Origin of the sequence: Zunongwangia sp. HRR-M8, from assembly GCF_027594405.1 — a bacterium.
Classification (GTDB): Bacteria; Bacteroidota; Bacteroidia; order Flavobacteriales; family Flavobacteriaceae; genus Zunongwangia.
This window is the reverse complement of record NZ_CP115161.1, coordinates 352,581-370,036: the sequence shown is the minus strand read 5'-3', so window position 1 is coordinate 370,036 and position 17,456 is coordinate 352,581. Positions and strand designations below refer to the sequence as shown.

The 17,456-nt window shown below is 34.2% G+C and carries 17 protein-coding genes; 5 read left to right on the top strand and 12 right to left on the bottom strand.

Annotated elements, in window-relative coordinates; translation table 11 throughout:
* Positions 1-48: 48 nt before the first annotated feature.
* Positions 49-762 (top strand): hypothetical protein, encoded by a 714-nt coding sequence (locus PBT89_RS01720; RefSeq protein ID WP_270063115.1) that lies wholly within the window; start codon positions 49-51, stop codon positions 760-762.
* 8 nt (positions 763-770) lie between these two features.
* On the top strand, positions 771-1,352 hold the full coding sequence (locus tag PBT89_RS01715) for a DNA-3-methyladenine glycosylase I (protein ID WP_270063114.1): 582 nt from the start codon (positions 771-773) through the stop codon (positions 1,350-1,352).
* 121 nt (positions 1,353-1,473) lie between these two features.
* Here PBT89_RS01715 and aat read toward each other — a convergent pair whose 3' ends face one another.
* From aat to PBT89_RS01700, 3 genes are all read right to left on the bottom strand, one after another.
* A complete protein-coding gene (gene aat, locus PBT89_RS01710; protein WP_270063113.1) occupies positions 1,474-2,112 on the bottom strand; it encodes a leucyl/phenylalanyl-tRNA--protein transferase in 639 nt (212 codons plus the stop codon).
* A 93-nt stretch (positions 2,113-2,205) separates the two neighbouring features.
* Positions 2,206-2,580, bottom strand: coding sequence for a DUF3127 domain-containing protein (locus tag PBT89_RS01705; RefSeq protein WP_270063112.1), 375 nt, complete (start codon positions 2,578-2,580; stop codon positions 2,206-2,208).
* 6 nt (positions 2,581-2,586) lie between these two features.
* A complete protein-coding gene (locus PBT89_RS01700; protein WP_270063111.1) occupies positions 2,587-3,462 on the bottom strand; it encodes a flavin reductase family protein in 876 nt (291 codons plus the stop codon).
* 117 nt (positions 3,463-3,579) lie between these two features.
* On the opposite strand from PBT89_RS01700, the gene PBT89_RS01695 reads away from it, so the two are divergent.
* Entirely contained in the window at positions 3,580-4,731 is a 1,152-nt protein-coding gene (locus PBT89_RS01695) for a sensor histidine kinase (RefSeq protein ID WP_270063110.1), read from the top strand.
* Here PBT89_RS01695 and PBT89_RS01690 read toward each other — a convergent pair.
* The 3 genes from PBT89_RS01690 to greA form a co-directional block, all read right to left on the bottom strand.
* Positions 4,728-5,126, bottom strand: coding sequence for an acyl-CoA thioesterase (locus PBT89_RS01690; RefSeq protein WP_270063109.1), 399 nt, complete (start codon positions 5,124-5,126; stop codon positions 4,728-4,730). The two genes, PBT89_RS01695 and PBT89_RS01690, sit on opposite strands and share 4 nt — an antisense overlap.
* A 12-nt stretch (positions 5,127-5,138) precedes the next feature.
* A complete protein-coding gene (locus PBT89_RS01685) occupies positions 5,139-5,528 on the bottom strand; it encodes an HIT family protein (RefSeq protein WP_270063108.1) in 390 nt (129 codons plus the stop codon).
* A gap of 104 nt (positions 5,529-5,632) precedes the next feature.
* Positions 5,633-6,109 carry a transcription elongation factor GreA gene (greA, locus tag PBT89_RS01680; RefSeq protein ID WP_270059448.1) on the bottom strand — a complete coding sequence of 159 codons (477 nt, stop codon included), beginning with the start codon at positions 6,107-6,109 and terminating at the stop codon, positions 5,633-5,635.
* A gap of 288 nt (positions 6,110-6,397) precedes the next feature.
* Here greA and PBT89_RS01675 point away from each other — a divergent pair, with 288 nt between their 5' ends.
* Positions 6,398-6,832 (top strand): Rieske (2Fe-2S) protein, encoded by a 435-nt coding sequence (locus PBT89_RS01675; protein ID WP_270063107.1) that lies wholly within the window; start codon positions 6,398-6,400, stop codon positions 6,830-6,832.
* A 91-nt stretch (positions 6,833-6,923) separates the two neighbouring features.
* On the opposite strand, the gene PBT89_RS01670 is transcribed toward PBT89_RS01675, so the two are convergent.
* The gene (locus PBT89_RS01670) at positions 6,924-9,278 is read right to left on the bottom strand and encodes a TonB-dependent receptor (RefSeq protein ID WP_270063106.1); all 2,355 of its coding nucleotides are present in this window, start codon (positions 9,276-9,278) and stop codon (positions 6,924-6,926) included.
* 288 nt (positions 9,279-9,566) lie between these two features.
* On the opposite strand from PBT89_RS01670, the gene PBT89_RS01665 reads away from it, so the two are divergent.
* Positions 9,567-12,008 carry a hybrid sensor histidine kinase/response regulator gene (locus PBT89_RS01665; protein ID WP_270063105.1) on the top strand — a complete coding sequence of 814 codons (2,442 nt, stop codon included), beginning with the start codon at positions 9,567-9,569 and terminating at the stop codon, positions 12,006-12,008.
* On the opposite strand, the gene PBT89_RS01660 is transcribed toward PBT89_RS01665, so the two are convergent.
* The 5 genes from PBT89_RS01660 to pnuC form a co-directional block, all read right to left on the bottom strand.
* Positions 11,998-13,347 carry a sigma-54-dependent transcriptional regulator gene (locus PBT89_RS01660; protein WP_270063104.1) on the bottom strand — a complete coding sequence of 450 codons (1,350 nt, stop codon included), beginning with the start codon at positions 13,345-13,347 and terminating at the stop codon, positions 11,998-12,000. The genes PBT89_RS01665 and PBT89_RS01660 overlap by 11 nt on opposite strands.
* Before the next feature lie 306 nt (positions 13,348-13,653).
* On the bottom strand, positions 13,654-14,001 hold the full coding sequence (locus PBT89_RS01655) for a hypothetical protein (RefSeq protein ID WP_270063103.1): 348 nt from the start codon (positions 13,999-14,001) through the stop codon (positions 13,654-13,656).
* A 511-nt stretch (positions 14,002-14,512) separates the two neighbouring features.
* Positions 14,513-14,917, bottom strand: coding sequence for an alternative ribosome rescue aminoacyl-tRNA hydrolase ArfB (gene arfB, locus PBT89_RS01650; RefSeq protein WP_270063102.1), 405 nt, complete (start codon positions 14,915-14,917; stop codon positions 14,513-14,515).
* Positions 14,914-16,449, bottom strand: coding sequence for a DUF4301 family protein (locus PBT89_RS01645; protein WP_270063101.1), 1,536 nt, complete (start codon positions 16,447-16,449; stop codon positions 14,914-14,916). Before PBT89_RS01645 ends, arfB begins: the two co-directional genes overlap by 4 nt.
* Positions 16,450-16,825: 376 nt before the next feature.
* Positions 16,826-17,455, bottom strand: a complete 630-nt coding sequence (gene pnuC / locus PBT89_RS01640) for a nicotinamide riboside transporter PnuC (RefSeq protein ID WP_270063100.1) — start codon at positions 17,453-17,455, stop codon at positions 16,826-16,828.
* Position 17,456 lies beyond the last annotated feature (1 nt).

Genomic DNA, 17,456 nt, shown 5'->3' with positions numbered 1-17,456 from the left:
TTTGAAAGATACTAACTTCACCAAAAAAATTGTAAGACGTATATATTGATGTCATTTTTTGAAAAACATAAAGCACTGCTTTTAACCATTCTAATATTTATGGTGCTTTTGTTATTGCTTTTTAATTGGCATTTAGAAAATAGCTCTCAGAAAAACCAGGAATTTTTGGTAGACCTAAGCGCTGTTACTGAAGCTTTAAAGACTGAAAAAAAGGAACCTGAAAACGATCAAAAGCAAGAAATTACAAGTAGTAAAACACAAACACATCGCGCTTTTAATCAAAACCAGGAAGCAAGATCATCCAATTTCAACAGAGAATTAAATGCTATTTTTGAGAAAAATTCTGCTTCACAACAGGCGACATCAAAAAATAGTGAAACTGCTACATCTGGCAGTTATAATCTTAAAAAATCGGGAAGTAGAGAAAAGCAACAGTCTGATGGAAATAATTCGACCTCCAAAATTTCTAGCAAATCTGGTAGTTTAAAAAACAGTTCTATTTCCTTTAATCTTAAAGGTAGAACGGCTGTAAACATCCCCAACCCAATTTACACATGTAGTCTTTCAGGAAAAATTGTAATTAATATAAAAGTAGATGAATCTGGCAGGGTAAAATCAACCTCTTTTAACGAAGCTAGTTCTTCTACAGATAATAAATGTCTTGTAGAAAATGCTTTATTATATGCTTCTGAAGCAGTTTTTAGCAAGCTTTCTGGCAGAGATGACCAACCCGGTACAATTACTTATCAATTTAAACCTTAAAATAATTTATGACTGAAAAACATAGATGTGGCTGGTGTTTAGGCGACAATTTATATGAAGCTTATCATGATGAAGAATGGGGTGTGCCGGTACACAATGAACAAAAGTTATTTGAGTTTTTGATTTTGGAAACTTTTCAGGCTGGTTTAAGCTGGATCACTATTTTACGAAAGCGAGAAAACTTTAGGGAAGCTTTTGATAATTTCGATTATAAAAAAATCGCTGATTATTCTGAAGATAAAATTCAGGAATTACTTCAAAATTCGGGTATTATTCGGAACAAATTAAAAGTAAGAAGCGCGGTTTCCAATGCACAGCATTTTATAAAACTTCAAGAAGAGTTTGGCAGTTTTGATCACTATATCTGGAGCTTTGTAAACCATAAACCAATCCAAAATAAAGTTGAAAATTATAAAGAGGCACCTGCCACTACAGCTATTAGCGATAAGTTAAGTAAAGACCTTAAAAAAAGAGGATTCAAATTTGTTGGTTCTACCGTGATGTATGCTTTTATGCAAGCCACCGGAATGGTTAACGATCACGAAGTTTCTTGTTTTCGATATAAAAAAGTAAAACAACTTTCGCAGTAAATGGCAGTCGTTTAATCCCAGTATTTAGAAGAACAAGAAACAAATACAATAAAGGCCAATAGTAAAATTAGTGATTTTTTAATCTGTTTTTGATTAATATCATAAATGAGACAACCGCCTTTTATTTCAAAAAATTCAAAAACTCGTTTCTAGAAATTTCCTCAGCACCAAGGCTTTCTAAATGATGAGTATATACCTGGCAATCGATAAGTTGCACGCCATTTTCCTGAAGTTTCCTTACTAAACTTATAAAACCATATTTTGAAGCATTACTTACTTTAGCAAACATACTTTCCCCGCAAAATACTTTTTTATGTTTTAGATAAATCCCATACAAACCTCCTACAATTTCGCCATTCTCCCAAACCTCAACAGACTGTGCAATTCCTTTTTGATGCAAACCAGAATATGCTTGTTTCATCTCTGGCGTAATCCAGGTTCCTTGCTGTCCCTTTCTACTTATTTTAGCACAATTATCTATTATCGTTTCAAAAGCTTCATTATAAGTCACTTTAAAAGCTTCTTTCTTCAGCAATTGTTTCATGCTTTTTGAAACTTTTAATTTCTGCGGAAATAAAACCATCCTGGGATCTGGACACCACCACAAAATCGGCTGAGAATCATCATACCAAGGGAAAATTCCTTTAGAATAAGCTTCTATTAAGCGGTCTTCTGTTAGCGACCCGCCAATAGCAAGCAATCCGTCATCTGAAGCGTAAGCTACATTAGGAAATGGATCGTATGGTTTTAGAATTTGCACGTTTAGGGGTTTTAGTTTTCAGAAAATTACAAAAACAAAAAAGCTTAGTACGTTAAGTGCATACTAAGCTTTTACAAAAAATTGTGCTAATATTTAGAAAGGAAGATCGTCGTAATCTTCGTCTTTAAAATCTTGTGCAGGCTCAAATTGATCTGCCGGTGGCGGCACATTTTGACCACCCGGCTGTGATGGTTGTAGATTTTCAATTCTCCATCCCTGGATAGAATTAAAATATTTGGTTTCCCCCTGTGGGCTTACCCATTCTCTACCACGAAGGTTAATACCAACTTTAACAGGCTGCCCTACCTGATAACTGTTTAAAAGATCTGTTTTATCCTGAACAAACTCAATCATTAAATGCTGTGGATATTGCTCTTCTGTAGTGATAACTAATTCTCTTTTTCTAAATCCGTTATTACCAAAAGTTTTGGTATCTCCGATTAATTTAATCTTTCCTTGTACTTCCATCTTCGTTTAAAAATTTGCTAGTAATAATTTCCACGCTTCTATCACTCGTTCTTCATTTAGCAATAACTGCGCCTGTTTATGAATTGCTTCTGTTTCTTTTGCTGCAATAATCTCTGTAAACAAATCATCTTCAGAAACATATAATTTCGACTCTTCTAAAGTAGGCAGATTTTCTACATTTCCTAATTTACCAAGATCATTTCCTGTTAAGATATTACTTTCTCTAATTTCCTGCGGAATTGCATCTACTCCAATCCCTAAATTGGCAATTGGTTTTGGTACTTCGAACATCCCATCTTTGGCACGAGTATACCAATTTCCACCCATTCGAGCAACCTGATCGATCTTTACCTGGTCGATATAACCATCTTCATCGAGAATTTCTTCTTTAATATGTGTTTTTAAAATTTCACATATTACCAAATTTCCTGCTCCGCCTTCATCTCCAAGTTCTATAATTTCGTTTACTTTACATTCAAACTGAACCGGAGATTCTGCGACCCTAAATGGCTTCACCAAATCTGATTGCTGCATGGTAAGCCCAGATTTTTCAAATTCGTTTACACCTTCAGCATAATCTGTACTACTTAAAGACATTTGCTGTACCATTTTGTAATCTACAATATTGATTACACATTCCTTAACAACCTGCAGATTTAAAAATGTATGTTTCAGGCTACCATCTTTACCTCGTCTTACGGGTGAAAACACCAATATTGGAGGATTGGCACTAAACACATTAAAGAAACTAAAAGGAGCCAAATTTGGTCGTCCTTCAGCATCTAACGTACTTGCAAATGCAATAGGCCTTGGTCCTACCGCACCGCTCAAATATCTGTAAAGGGCGCCAGAAGGTGATTCCTTAGAATCTATACTTAACATGCTTTGATTTTTCACAAAGGTAATAATTAGGATAAGGAATTTAAAGCATGTCTTCACAATAATATTCATATTAAAACGCTTATCTTTAACCGCTTTTAAAATGAAGAGGAACTCTTTATGAATTTTAATGACGAACGAAAGTTTAATCGCTGGTTTATTATATTTGCAGGTCTCGCTGTAATTATTTTAGTCTTGTGGAATACGACCATCTTTTTTAACCGGCTTAAAGATGAAGAGCGCACAAAAATGAGCATTTGGTCTGAAGCGCTATTGGAACTGGATCGCGCTAGCAGCAACGAAAATTTGAGTCCGCTTATCTTAAATGTTTTAAATAGTAACACCAGTATTCCAACAATACAAACAGACGAAGAAGGAAATATAGTTTCTACCCATTATATCGATCCTGAAAAAATCGATACTCCTGAAAAAGCTGAAAACTACCTTAATCGACTAAGAGCTGAAAACGAGCCTATAATTATGCATTTAGATAGGTTTAGGACTCATTTGGTTTTCTACGGAAATTCTCCCGTTCTAAATAGTCTTAAGTACTATCCACTAGGATTGGTAACCATTGGTTTTCTAATTATCGGAGTAATTTATTTTTTCTATACTACCACAAAAAACAGTGAACAAAATAAATTGTGGGCAGGAATGGCAAAAGAAACTGCACATCAAATTGGTACGCCATTAAGTTCACTAATAGGATGGACAGAAATTCTGAAACAAGAAAATGTAAACGAAGTTTATATTACTGAAATCGAAAAAGACATAACCCGCTTACAAACAATTACAGAACGCTTTTCTAAAATTGGTTCTGCTCCTTTATTAGAAGAAACCGATCTTGTAGAAGCCACCCGAGAGAGCTATCGATATTTACAATCCAGAAGTTCTAAACTTATCGATTTTAACCTCATAGTACCGAGAGAAGAAATAAAAGTTAACTTAAACACGCAACTTTACAGCTGGACGATAGAAAATTTAGTAAAAAATGCCATTGACGCAATGCGAGGAAAAGGAAAACTTTCTCTTGAAATTAGACAAAATGAAAAACAGGTTTTTGTTTATGTACATGATACTGGAAAGGGAATCGACAAAAATCGCTTCAAAGTAATTTTTGAACCAGGACAAACCACCAAAAAACGAGGATGGGGATTGGGACTGTCTTTGGCGAAACGAATTGTAGAAGAATATCACGATGGGCGTATTAGAGTAGCAAAAAGTGAAATTGGCGAAGGAACTACTTTTGAAATTATGCTTAAAAAAACCTAATATCGATCTAAGATTTTCCTTAGACTTTCTGGTATTGCATTTGTTTGTTTCTCGTTGAAATTATAAAACACAGCCACATCTTTACCTATTGCACAAATTTCTTGTTTCTCGTTTAAAATATGATGTTCTATTTTAAAACTTTTAGTGCCAATTTCAGTGATTCTTGTTTTCACGAGAACATTTCCCGGGTAGTATAATGCGTTTTTAAAATCACAATGCGTAGAAACTAACATTGCACCTTTTTTACTATCAGTATACATTTTATGCAATCCGGTAGCTTCCCAAAGATTTACTCTACCAGATTGCATAAAACGCATAAAGCTGAGATTATTTACATGGCGATACATATCCAGATCGCTCCAATCTATTCTTAATTTTAATTCAAGTTTAAACAAGGATAAAAGCTCTTATAGATTTACATGAATTGATGCTGCGAGTTTCTGAAGCTCTTCTTCACTCATTTCGTGATGGTTTGCAAAATTCATATCCCCCATGTTATTTAACGGAATTAAATGTACATGCACATGAGGAACCTCCAATCCAACAACGGCGACACCTACCCTTTTGCATTCTACCGTTTTTTCTAAAGCCAACGCGACTTTTCTTGAAAAACGCATAAGCTCCATATACATTTGTTCATCCATATCGAAAATATAATCGACTTCTTTTTTAGGAATACAAAGGGTATGACCTTTAGCATTCGGCCGAACATCAAGAAAAGCTAGAAACTGACTATCCTCGGCTACTTTGTAAGCAGGAATTTCACCATGAACTATTTTTGTAAATAACGTAGACATATCGATTTGGTTTTTAATTAGGTAGTTTAAAAATAAAAATCCTTTTCTTCAATCTTAGTTAAAAGACTTAGAAAAGGATTTTTTGAACTCTTAAATATATTTTATTATTCTCTCCAGATTTCAAGTACTTCAAACTTCATTACACCGTTCGGCACGGCAATATCGGCGACTTCACCTACTTTTTTACCCAAAAGGCCTTTTCCGATAGGAGAATCTACAGAAATTTTGCCGGATTTTAAATCGGCTTCGCTTTGTGCAACCAACTTATATTTTACTTCTGCTCCGTTGTTTTGATTTTTAATTCTCACGTGGGAGTGAATCAAAACCTTAGAGGTATCTAATTGAGATTCGTCTATTACTCGTGCATTTGCAACAACTTCTTCCAGTTTTGAAATCTTCATTTCTAAAAGCCCCTGCGCTTCTTTTGCCGCATCATATTCTGCATTCTCACTCAAATCTCCTTTATCTCTAGCTTCAGCAATAGCTTCAGAAGCTCTTGGACGTTCTACATCTTTAAGATGATTTAATTCTTCTCTCAACTTTTTTAGTCCTTCCGCAGTGTAATAAGATACTTTACTCATAACTTCGTCGTTTTTATAATTGGTAAAGGGCCTTGGTAAAGAGGCCTGTTTCCAAAAAATAATATGTTTTTAATGATTGTTTTAAATCTAATGACCTTAACCAGGTATAGTGTATAAAAAGATTATCACTAATTGTAAATTGCCAAGTATCGCGGTCTGACTGCGAACTTGAATATTCTAAGCTGCATTTTCATTAGATTAATATTTTATAATAAAAAAATCCCACCTATAATGGGATTGATTCTAACAAATATAACAAATTTACATTTGCGATAAAAAAGAAATTGAATGAAGGGTTTTTTATTTTTTAATTTGCTATTGGTTTTATTAACAGGCTGTTCTTCTAGCGACGACAACCTTAATAATAATCCAAATTTAGTCAACATCAATTTTGGCTTCAACATAAATCTAGACTTACCGCAGTACAATCAACTAAATTTTCCGGGAAATCAAATCGCTATTTACAACGAAGGCATCGGGATTAAAGGTGTGGTTATTTATAATATAAACAACGATCTTTTTCTAGCCTACGAATTAAGTGATCCAAACCACGCACCCAATGATTGTTCTGCAATGGAAATGAACGGAATTGAAGCAACTTGTAGTTGCGAAGGCAATGTATATAACATTATAAGCGGTGAGCAAGTAAAAGGCAACGGTGAATATGCCATGAAGCCTTATCGCGTAGAGAAACGAGGCAATACAATTACAATCTCTAATTGAGATTCTTTAAAAGCTACTGAAAGCAGCAGTTGCTTTTCTATAGAAATTGATAAATTACTTATAATAAAAAATGAAACAAATCTATTATTCTTTAAAATTTAAGCGTGATACCGGTTAAAAAATTTATTCCTGCTTGGGGATAATAACCAACATAGCCTCCATCATAATAGCCGTTCGAAACATATTGCTCATCAAAAATATTATTTACTAAACCAGTAAACAGAATTTCCTTAAAAAATGGTGCATTATTCCAGGTGTACTGAATATTTAAATCGTTTACAAGATAATCATCCAACTCTGAACTTTCTGCTTCGATATTACTCATATACTGCTTGCCCACATACTTTGTTAACCAGTTTACCTGGAAATTCTTAAAAGGATTCACCTGTATCATATTCCCGCCTACAATAGAAGGAGAAAATGAAATATCGGTATCGCCTAAGTTTACCTGCTCTCCATCTATCGTACTTACAAAATCTATATTTTTATTTCTACTTAAAGCAATATTTGGTCTTATTGTTAAAAAATCTGTTATTCTAAAAGTTGCGTCGATCTCTAAACCCAATCGATAACTCTCACCACTATTCTCCCTAATTGCAGCACCTTCGTCATCGATTTGACCGGTAAGCACTAATTGATCCTGATAATCCATAAAATAAAGATTAGCGTTTATTTGGGTTGCAGCAGTATTAAAGCGCCACCCAAACTCAAAATCGTTTAAGGCTTCCTCTTTTGGCTGCGATCTATCGTTAAGTATGGCATTTTCGTAATCTACTCTAACGGGTTCACGATGTGCTCTCGCAAAAGATCCATATAATTGATGTGCTTTATTGAACTGGTAAGTAAATCCAAATTTTGGATTGAAGAAAGAAAAGTGATCATCTACAATAAACTGATCAAGTTTTTCTGTTGGCCCCTCTGCTTCATAATTTATAGTTCGTAATTGTAAATCTCCATAAACTGCTAAAGATTCTGTCAAAGATATTGTTGCTTTAGTGTAAACATTGAAATCAGTTTTGATAGCATTGTTCAGATAGAAAGGCTCAAATGGATCATTATTCTGAGCAAAACGTGTATAAATTACTTCACCAAAATGATCTCCGTCATAACGATTCCAGCCTCCCCCTAAAATAGCGTCTATTTTACTATTCTTATAATTCAAACTAAAAGTGGTTCCATAAAAATGGTTATCCAACCAGCTGGTATTTACAAGATCTGATGTAGTTACTTCTTCTCCATCAGCGCTAAAATTAGATAATCCATAGGAATTTAAATCGGCGTCTTCCTCGTATTCTTCATAATATCCTCTTCCGTAGGTATAATGCAATGCTAAGTTAGACGACCAATTATTATTGAAGGTCTGATTCCATAGTAACTGATAATGATCTTGTTGATAATTATCGGTTTGATTATCATAGAATTGATTATTCCCATCTTCATCGGTGTATTGTCCTGCTGGATTATAGGTACGATCATTTTCTAAAGTTTCAGCATCAATTCCGTACCAAGCTTGATAGGTTTTTTCTTTCCCTCCAAAAACCAAAGCTTTAATTAACGTATTATCTGCTACATAAGCGCCTTGCAAAAAGTAAGATTTTAATTCAGAATCTGCTCGATCAATATACCCGTCACTTTTAATTAATGAAGCCCTTCCTGAGAAATCCCAGTGCTCATTAAAAAGACCTGTATTAAATTTAGCCGTATGTTTATGGGTATTGAAAGATCCATAACTATTGGCAACCTCTGCAGATGCTTCTTCACTATACCTATCGGTTAAAATATTAATGCTCGCACCAAAAGCTCCAGCTCCATTTGTAGAAGTTCCTATTCCACGTTGCAACTGAATATTCTCTGTAGAAGAAGCAAAATCTCCCAGATTTACCCAAAAAGTACCCTGACTTTCAGCATCGTTATACGGCACTCCGTTTATGGTCACATTTGTACGCGTAGCATCACTACCACGAACTCGAATCCCGGTATACCCAACACCATTACCGGCATCGGTAGTAGTTACTACAGATGGTAGATAATTCATTAAAACGGGAATATCCTGCCCTAAATTTCTACTTTCTATTTCTTCATTGGAAAGATTACTAAAAGTGATTGGAGAATCTGCATCTACACGAATTGATTTCAGAAAAACTTCTGCCAAAACCTCTTCGGCATCGCCAAAATCTACATCTAATGTTTGATCTTCAGTAAGGTTTACTTCATAGGATTTTCTATTTCCAAAAACAAAATCGATAGTATAATCGCCTTCTGGCAAAACAAGTTTATATTCTCCTATATCATTGGTTTGCGTACCTTCTTTTTCTTCAGAAACATAAACTGTTACTCCGCTTAAGGCTTCTCCTTTTCGACTTACTGTACCTTTTAGTTCATATTGCTGCGCAAGAGCAGACATACTAAAAAGCATAATTAAACTACTGAATAATATATTTTTCATTCGTAACAATGATTTACGAATAAAAGGGGCCATTATTCCATTTAAAAATTTGGTTGAAAAAATAAAATCCTGAATTTCTCAAATAAATTTTAGAGCATATCCAGGAGTACTAGTGCTTTTTTAGCACTTTATCCCTTGGCAGCATTACCCGCCCAGGTTCATTGGGTATAATCTCAGCCCGTTAGGCACCCCTTATGAGATCGCTGCAAATGTAAAACGCTTTTTTTGATTTACTGCTATCATTGCAATTGATTTAAATCCTGTATTTTTGAAGTGTTTGAAAAAGATATGCAAAACACCAAAAGATCTATAACCTTAAAAGTAGTTACGGGCTACGTTCTTATCGCAATTTTAGTGGTTGTAGCAGTCTGGTTTATTTACAATCGCGTTGTCATGTTTAGCAACATGGCGCAAAGCAACAGTAATAATAATGCGCAATTATTTTTGGTAAGCGAAATCACAAGCGATCTTTATGAAACTGAAAATGTTAGTCGACGTCTAATTCAAACTGGCACTAAAGAAGATATAAAACTCTACCAGGAACAATTAGATTCAATTAAATTAAACTTGATTGAATTAGATCAAGAATACGACGAAAACAATCTGCATACCGAGTTAGACAGCATTTATAAACTTCTGGATTTAAAAACAGAGAATCTGGGAGCACTACTAAAATTACGCGAGCAGGAAAGAAACACCAATTACTATAAGCAAGTAATGGAAGAACTTAACCGCGTAAACGAAAATTTTGAAGCCAATCAAGGCTACGAGGATCGTTTTAATGACCTGGAGCCTTATCAAAAAAAGGTATTAGTAAAATGGCTGGAATATGCCAAAGAAGATAACGCTAAGTCGCTTACCAATCAGACAGCAGATTCGTTGGTTAGCGCAGTAAAAAAAGTATTAAACGACTTTCAAAAAGCTAATATTCGATTTAGAAACTCGGTATTTGAAAAAGAAAACGATCTGTTGGATAACGACATGGTTCTTAATCAGCAATTAAGAAAAATTCTTGCTAATATAGAACAGGATGAACGTGAAGCGTCTATAGAACGAACAGAAAAAGCACAGCAAACTTTAGAAGACACTGTAAGCATTATAATGATTTCGGGTAGTGTTTGCGTGATCGTAATCCTATTATTCTTGATGCTAATTATACGAGATGTACGCCGCAGCCAGCAATATCGAATAGAATTAGAAGAAGCGAAAAACTTTGCAGAAACATTGCTAAAAAGGAGAGAGCAATTAATGGCAGCCATTACCCACGATCTTCGTTCGCCTTTAAATACTGTAATTGGCTATTCTGATTTGTTGGACAAAACCCAACTTGCCAGTAAGCAACAACATTATTTGAGACAGATCAATAAATCATCTGAATTTATTCTTCATCTGGTAAATGATTTACTGGATTTATCGAAACTGGAAGCCGGCAAAATGCTGGTTGAAAATTTACCATTTAATCCTAGAAATTTAATTACCGACACGGTACAAAACAATATTCCTGCAAAGCAAAATAATGATCTTGAAATAAAAATTGAAGTTTCTGAAGAGGCAGATGCGCAATTTTCCAGCGATCCTTTCAGGATCAAACAAATTATTGCCAACCTTGTAACCAATGCCATTAAATTTACTGAAAAAGGTGAAATTCTAGTAACAGGAGCTATTCAGAAAAAAGCTAAAAACTCTTCCTGGTTAATTATAAAAGTAAAGGATACGGGAATTGGAATTTCCAAAGCGAAACAAGAAGTAATATTTGAAGAATTTAGCCAGGAAAATAGCGGAATCGAAAAAAAATATGGCGGCAGCGGTCTTGGCCTTACCATCACAAAAAGCCTTACGTCGCTCCTAAAAGGAAAAATTGAGCTACAGAGCGACCAAGGCAAAGGAAGCGAATTTACAGTAAGCATTCCTGTAAAAGAATTGAGGAAGAAGGATGCCAAGAATAAACAAATAGAGCCTACTCCCAAAACACAGAATATTGACTTCGGAAATAAAAAGGTTTTGGTAGTGGACGATGAGCCGGCACAACTAGCACTAACTTTAGAATTTCTAAAAAGTCATCAATTGAAGTTTGATACCGCAGAGAACGGAAAAAAAGCCTTGGCGCTTTTAAACAAAAATCAATACGATCTAATTCTCACCGATATCCAAATGCCTATCATGGACGGATTTCAGTTGATAAACAACATTAAAAAAGATGAGAGACTGAAAAAAATCCCGATTATCGCTTTATCCGGTCGCACCGATATGAAAGATGAAGTATATAAACTTACCGGTTTTACCGCAAAACTGACTAAACCTTTTAAAGCAAACGATCTTTTAATGAAGATCAGCGAAATATTTGATCTCAATCTGAACAACGGACATGTTTCAGCTGAAAGCAAATACGATTCAATTTCTAACGAAACTGAATTATATAATTTAGAGGATATCTATATGTTTTCAGGAGAAGATAAAGAAGCGATGTTAGTTATCATCAAAGCATTTATAGAAAGTTCAGAAGAAAGTATTGAAAAACTGAAGTACCATAATAAAGAACAAAATCTGGAAGCTATGGGGCAAATTGCACATAAAATGCTACCCATGATCAGGCAAATGAAAGTTCTTCATTTAATTACAATTCTAGAAAAGTTGGAGCGTAAACAAGAAACTACAGTTGCTGAAGTAAATCAGCTAATTAATCAGTTAGAGATATTAGTCCAATCTTTAGAAACCGAGATTACAGCTTAATATCATACTGTTTTAATTTGTTGTAAAGCGTTTTTCGATCTATTGATAACATTCTTGCCGCTTTACTTTTGTTTCCTGCAGTTTTCTCTAAAGCTTCAAGAATCATTTTTTCTTCATTCTTATTTTTGAAAAGTCCGTAGTCTTCCTCATCCTTTTCAGCTGTAGCAATTTCATGCGGTAAGACCTTCATAGGAATCAATTTATCCTGAGTTAACAGCACCGCACGCTTAACCATATTTTTTAGCTCTCTTAAATTCCCCGGCCAAGAATAGTTTTTAAAAGCATCCACAGCATCATCGGTAAAACCTAAAACTTCTTTTTCCAAATCAGTATTTGCTTCTTCTAAAAAGTGATCGGCAAAAAGCATCAAATCTTCTTTACGATCTTTTAATGAAGGAACTTTTACCGAGAATTCGTTTAAGCGATGATATAAATCTTCTCTAAATTCACCATCTTTCACAGCTTGTGCAAGATCTTCATTTGTTGCCGTGACTACGCGAATATCTACTTCAATCTCTTTATTGCTACCAACCGGTTTAATACGTCGCTCTTGCAAAGCTCGCAGTAATTGCACCTGTAACTCGTAACTTAAATTCCCTATTTCATCCAGAAACAAAGTCCCACCATTGGCCGCCTTAAAATGTCCAATCTTATCGTTAATGGCACCCGTAAAAGAACCTTTAATATGTCCAAAAAATTCACTTGAAGCAATTTCTTTAGGAATAGCGCCACAATCTACTGCGATAAATGGAGCGTCTTTACGTTTGCTTTGGTAATGGATACTTTTAGCAACATTTTCTTTCCCTGTTCCACTTTCCCCGGTTATCAATACAGACATGTTGGTGGGAGCGACCAGCTCGATATAATCATTCAACTTTCTAGAGGCATCACTTACACCTTTTATGTACTGTATATTTGATTGCGGAATTGTTTTTTTTACTTCTGTATTTTGCTTCTCTGGCTTTTTCTCCTCAACAACCTTTGTTTGTAGCGCGTTCTCTATAGTCTGCAAAATCGACTCTGGTCTAAAAGGTTTACTTACATAATCAAAAGCCCCATCTTTCATTGCTTTAACCGCCATACTGATTTCTGCATAACTAGTCATAACAATAACTTGTGTTGCTGGATTTTTGGCTTTTACTTCTTTAAGAATTGCTAATCCATCCTTGTCTGGAAGCCTAACATCGGTAAGTACAAGGTTAAAATTTGATTTAGATATAATTTTCAATGCATCTTCACCTGAAAAACACAATTCTGTCTCATAATCTCTTTTAGATAAAAATGTTTTGAGCATTGTACCGAAAGGAACGTCATCTTCTACTATGAGAATTTTGGGCATAATCAAATTTTAAATCGAGATGACAAATTTAGTAAACATAAGTTCAACTTTTTAAAAAGAATGCATAAAAAAAGAGGTCCGCAATGTGACCTCTTTAAATCTAAATTCGAATATAGCCTATAAATTAATTCCCATTTTTTGGCACAATCGGCTAGCAAAATCGCCAAATTTTAAATGTATTTTTTTGAATTGCCCTAATGTTAGTTAGTAGTTCCAGGGCTATCATTATTTAATACGTGCTAACCGATTGTTGCTCAATGCCGCAAAGTTGGTCTCTTTGAAATTCGGCTTTTGTTCTCTTAATAACTAGTCTATAACTTCATCTTCTTTTAACCATTCTCCGTTAGTGTTTGCATAAATCATTTTGCTTTCACCATCTACGTCAACTTTTAATTTGTAAATTTTCTGATCGTTTTGCATTTTAACCCAGGCATCAGAAGCTACAGCGTTAAATTCTGTCATTGTAGCATCTTTAATGGGTTGTGGTAACGCTAGCACGTCAATAGATTTAAATTCTGAAATATCTGAAGCAGATTTTACTTCTTCTACTTCTGTAGTTTCTGGTTCCATTGGTTCTTCTTCCTGTGCTTGTATAGACTGTGTAACAAAAAATAATCCCAAAATTGCAACTGAGGATAATATTGACTTTTTCATAATTTGAGCTTTTTGATAATTTCTTCCGATCTATTTTTTAGATCTTATAAATAAAGTAGTAAAGATTATGCCGCAATCTCAAAATAAGCACAAACCAATGAATAACAGCGCTTTATACTAAACTTAAAATCCTACAAAACGAGAGATTCTGTAGAAATTACGAGATATTATGATTCTATTATGTAGAAAATCTGCACATAATAATATACTCAGCGATAAATAAAATGTGGAAATGCGATTTGGTAATAAAAAAAGAGGCCACCACAGCCTCTCTTTAATCCGAAAATCTAAATTATACAACAGTATGAGCTGTTGCGTCAGTTATTTAAAATCCTTCAATAACCCTAACATTTTATCATATAGAAAAATTATGCCATAACGCTTTGCACCTAAAATAACATGTATAACACTATGTTACAGCCACTAATAAGTAAAAGCGAAATTAAATAAGTTTTAAAATTGTGGAATTCTACAGTTCACAAGTCCACAATTGTAGAAATATTACACAATTCTATTTCAATGGATTTTTTCTATTTTGTTTCTTTTCTGACTGAATTTTCTTTTTTCTTAGCCTTTTCAGTTTAGCCATTTTACTGGGTTTTGTTTTCTTTCGCGCTTTGGGTGCTTTTGTTCCAGATGTAATCATCGATAAGAATTGACTTATTACGGCGTCCTTATTTTTATGTTGACTTCTGGAATTTCCGTTTTGCAGAATAAAAACCTTTTCTTTTGTGATTCTGGTTGCAAAGTTTGCGAGTAATCGCTCTTTTTGAATCTCTGAAAGTGATTGAGATTTCTCTATATCAAAATATAACTCGACTTTAGAAGCTGTTTTATTAACGTGCTGCCCACCGGGACCGCTACTTTTTACAGCTCTAAAGTCGAGTTCTTTTATTAATTCTTCTTCGTTAATCATTCATCCGTCTGGTGACTTTCTTTTAAAAGGTCTGCTACTGTCTTTACTGGATTAAATGTCGTTACAGGAACTTCTACAAAAACAGTATTCCATTTCGCCATTGCACCATTCCATAATCCTGGACGTTCTAAGGCTTTTAAAGGTTTACCATCTTTAGTTTTGTTGGCAATAAAACTCATATTAGGATCTACATATTTCTCAAGATCATAAGTACTGCCATCTGCTTGCTTTACACTACAAACAATATCAACAGGATTAAAATGTGTAGATTCTTTAACGATTTTTACCTGTTCTGGATTATTATCATCAATTTGCGCACCTTCAATAATCTGAAGCGAAATCTCACCTTCTTCATCTTTCACCAAAAATGGACCACCACCAGGTTCTCCTTCATTTTTCACCATACCGCATATACGTAATGGTCTATCTAGCTTCCCTAATAATTCTGAAGCCGACTCAGATCCTTTTAAAGATTTAACAAATAATTGCTTACGCAAAAATTCTGAAGCTTCTTTTAAATCTTCTTCGGAAGGATTTCCCTGAAGTTTATTTATTAAACCGAAAGTTTTGTCTTTTAATTCTAACAGCTTACCTGCAAGCATTTTTTTGTAATCAACTACATCGCCAAGGTTAGACCATGTCACTACATTATCGATATTTTTTACAAAAATTAGATCTGCGTTCTGCTGATTTAAATTATCGATTAACGCACCATGACCTCCTGGACGGAAAAACATTTTACCCTCCTCTGTTCTAAATGGTGCATTTTCATCATCAACAGCGATCGTATCTGTTTTTGGATCTTGGTAAGAGTAAGAAATTTCAAACTTTAAACCTGTTTTCTCTTCTACTCTCGTTTTAATCTTATCAAACTCTGCTTCAAATTTTTCTTTATCACCTTGCCCAACTGTAAAATGCGATTTTACTACACCTTTACTGTCGGCATATTTTGCTGCTTCATATAAATGTTCTTCAAAAGCAGTTACAACAATATTATCATACTTATGAAATGGAACCAGACCTTTTGGAAGATCACTTAATCCGAGACCTTTTTCGTATAAAACATTTTCAGCTATCACTTTCTTTTGCTCGTCGTTGCTAAGCTCGTCGAAACTGCTGTTATCTTTTTTAGCTGCTGTAATTGCCTCATTATAAAAAGGCAGTTTTTCTATATGGTTAAAAAATAACTGTAAGCTAGAATCCCCTTTTTCATCTAAATAATCCCGTAAATCTTTTTCTTTAGGATCAAACTCGTCTACAAAATTATGCAATGCTTTAAACATTCTCGTTGCTGCACCAGATGCAGGAACAAATTTTAAAAGATCTAGCTCATCCTTTTTGTGTTCAAAGTCTTTTATGTATTCAGTCCGCTGCTCGTCTGAGATTTCAGAAATTCCATTTCCTATTGTTGCCGCTTCTTGAATATCAACTTTAATATTTCCACGCTTAAAAATTTCAATTTGTCTATTTACTTCTTCAGTATTTAATCCTTTTTCCTGAATTTGCAGGATATCTGATTCGTTAAATTTCACGGTTTAGTTAGTTTTAGTTAGTTGATTAATTGCTGATATTATATTTTGTAGCCATTGTTTTTGACCACATTTTAATTTCTTAGCTAGTTTATTTGATTATTTTAAGGAACTCTGAAATTTGAAGAACTTTGCTCCTCCTTCCTTAATATTTTTATACCCATTATAAAAATCTAAGGCTTGTCAATATACGTTAAAAAATAGAATTTTAGGGCGTCAATTAACGCATATTTAATAATTTCAAGATTAAATAAAGATCATTAAACAGCTTCTTAACAGCACTTTAATCAAATAACTCCGCAAAATAACTTCACTTAAAGACAGCGGGCTTTAACATAGAATTTAAAAATTTCAGCACAATTAATTTCATTAATATCTATTAGGAATCAACGTGACTTCCAATATTTCTCTTCCAAACAAGATACCCCTGAACTGCCATAACTGTAAAAATAATATATTGCAAGGCTAACACACCTAAACCTCTGTAGGCATAAAGAGGAACCGTAATTAAATCTGCAAAAATCCAAAGCGTCCAGTTTTCTAACTTTTTTATTGCCATATACCACATGGCGGTAAAAAATATTCCTGAAGTAAAAATGTCGATATAATTTGCGGTTTCGATCTCTCGACCAAAGGCTTTATAAACGCCAAATGTTACCAGCATGGTAAGCACAAATAATCCGAAGCCAATTATTTTTTCTTTTTTATTTGTTCTAGAAATTGGCAATAAAGGCGTTCCATCTTTTTTTCTGGCCCAATTGATCCAACCGTAAATACTCATCACCGAATAATAGAAATTCATCATCATATCTCCATAATATTCGGCTTTAAACAGAAGATAAACAGTGATAATGGTTGCAACAAGCCCTGTAGGATACACCAGAATATTTTCCTTTTTAGAAAAATAAACACTTGCAATCCCAAAAATGAAGACAGTTGCTTCTAGAACGATATCAAACGTAGTTGCTCCTTCATAATAATCCAGAAAAAAATTCGAGATCTGCTCCATA

What these genes read in the sequence shown, in the direction of transcription:
- PBT89_RS01720 (WP_270063115.1), top strand. Translation starts at nt 49, where the DNA reads ATGTCATTTTTTGAAAAACATAAAGCACTGCTTTTAACCATTCTAATA.
- PBT89_RS01660 (WP_270063104.1), bottom strand. Translation starts at nt 13,347, where the DNA reads ATGCCCAAAATTCTCATAGTAGAAGATGACGTTCCTTTCGGTACAATG.
- PBT89_RS01655 (WP_270063103.1), bottom strand. Translation starts at nt 14,001, where the DNA reads ATGAAAAAGTCAATATTATCCTCAGTTGCAATTTTGGGATTATTTTTT.
- PBT89_RS01685 (WP_270063108.1), bottom strand. Translation starts at nt 5,528, where the DNA reads ATGTCTACGTTATTTACAAAAATAGTTCATGGTGAAATTCCTGCTTAC.
- PBT89_RS01695 (WP_270063110.1), top strand. Translation starts at nt 3,580, where the DNA reads ATGAATTTTAATGACGAACGAAAGTTTAATCGCTGGTTTATTATATTT.
- PBT89_RS01670 (WP_270063106.1), bottom strand. Translation starts at nt 9,278, where the DNA reads ATGAAAAATATATTATTCAGTAGTTTAATTATGCTTTTTAGTATGTCT.
- PBT89_RS01700 (WP_270063111.1), bottom strand. Translation starts at nt 3,462, where the DNA reads ATGTTAAGTATAGATTCTAAGGAATCACCTTCTGGCGCCCTTTACAGA.
- PBT89_RS01665 (WP_270063105.1), top strand. Translation starts at nt 9,567, where the DNA reads ATGCAAAACACCAAAAGATCTATAACCTTAAAAGTAGTTACGGGCTAC.
- greA (WP_270059448.1), bottom strand. Translation starts at nt 6,109, where the DNA reads ATGAGTAAAGTATCTTATTACACTGCGGAAGGACTAAAAAAGTTGAGA.
- PBT89_RS01675 (WP_270063107.1), top strand. Translation starts at nt 6,398, where the DNA reads ATGAAGGGTTTTTTATTTTTTAATTTGCTATTGGTTTTATTAACAGGC.
- pnuC (WP_270063100.1), bottom strand. Translation starts at nt 17,455, where the DNA reads ATGGAGCAGATCTCGAATTTTTTTCTGGATTATTATGAAGGAGCAACT.
- PBT89_RS01715 (WP_270063114.1), top strand. Translation starts at nt 771, where the DNA reads ATGACTGAAAAACATAGATGTGGCTGGTGTTTAGGCGACAATTTATAT.
- arfB (WP_270063102.1), bottom strand. Translation starts at nt 14,917, where the DNA reads ATGATTAACGAAGAAGAATTAATAAAAGAACTCGACTTTAGAGCTGTA.
- PBT89_RS01705 (WP_270063112.1), bottom strand. Translation starts at nt 2,580, where the DNA reads ATGGAAGTACAAGGAAAGATTAAATTAATCGGAGATACCAAAACTTTT.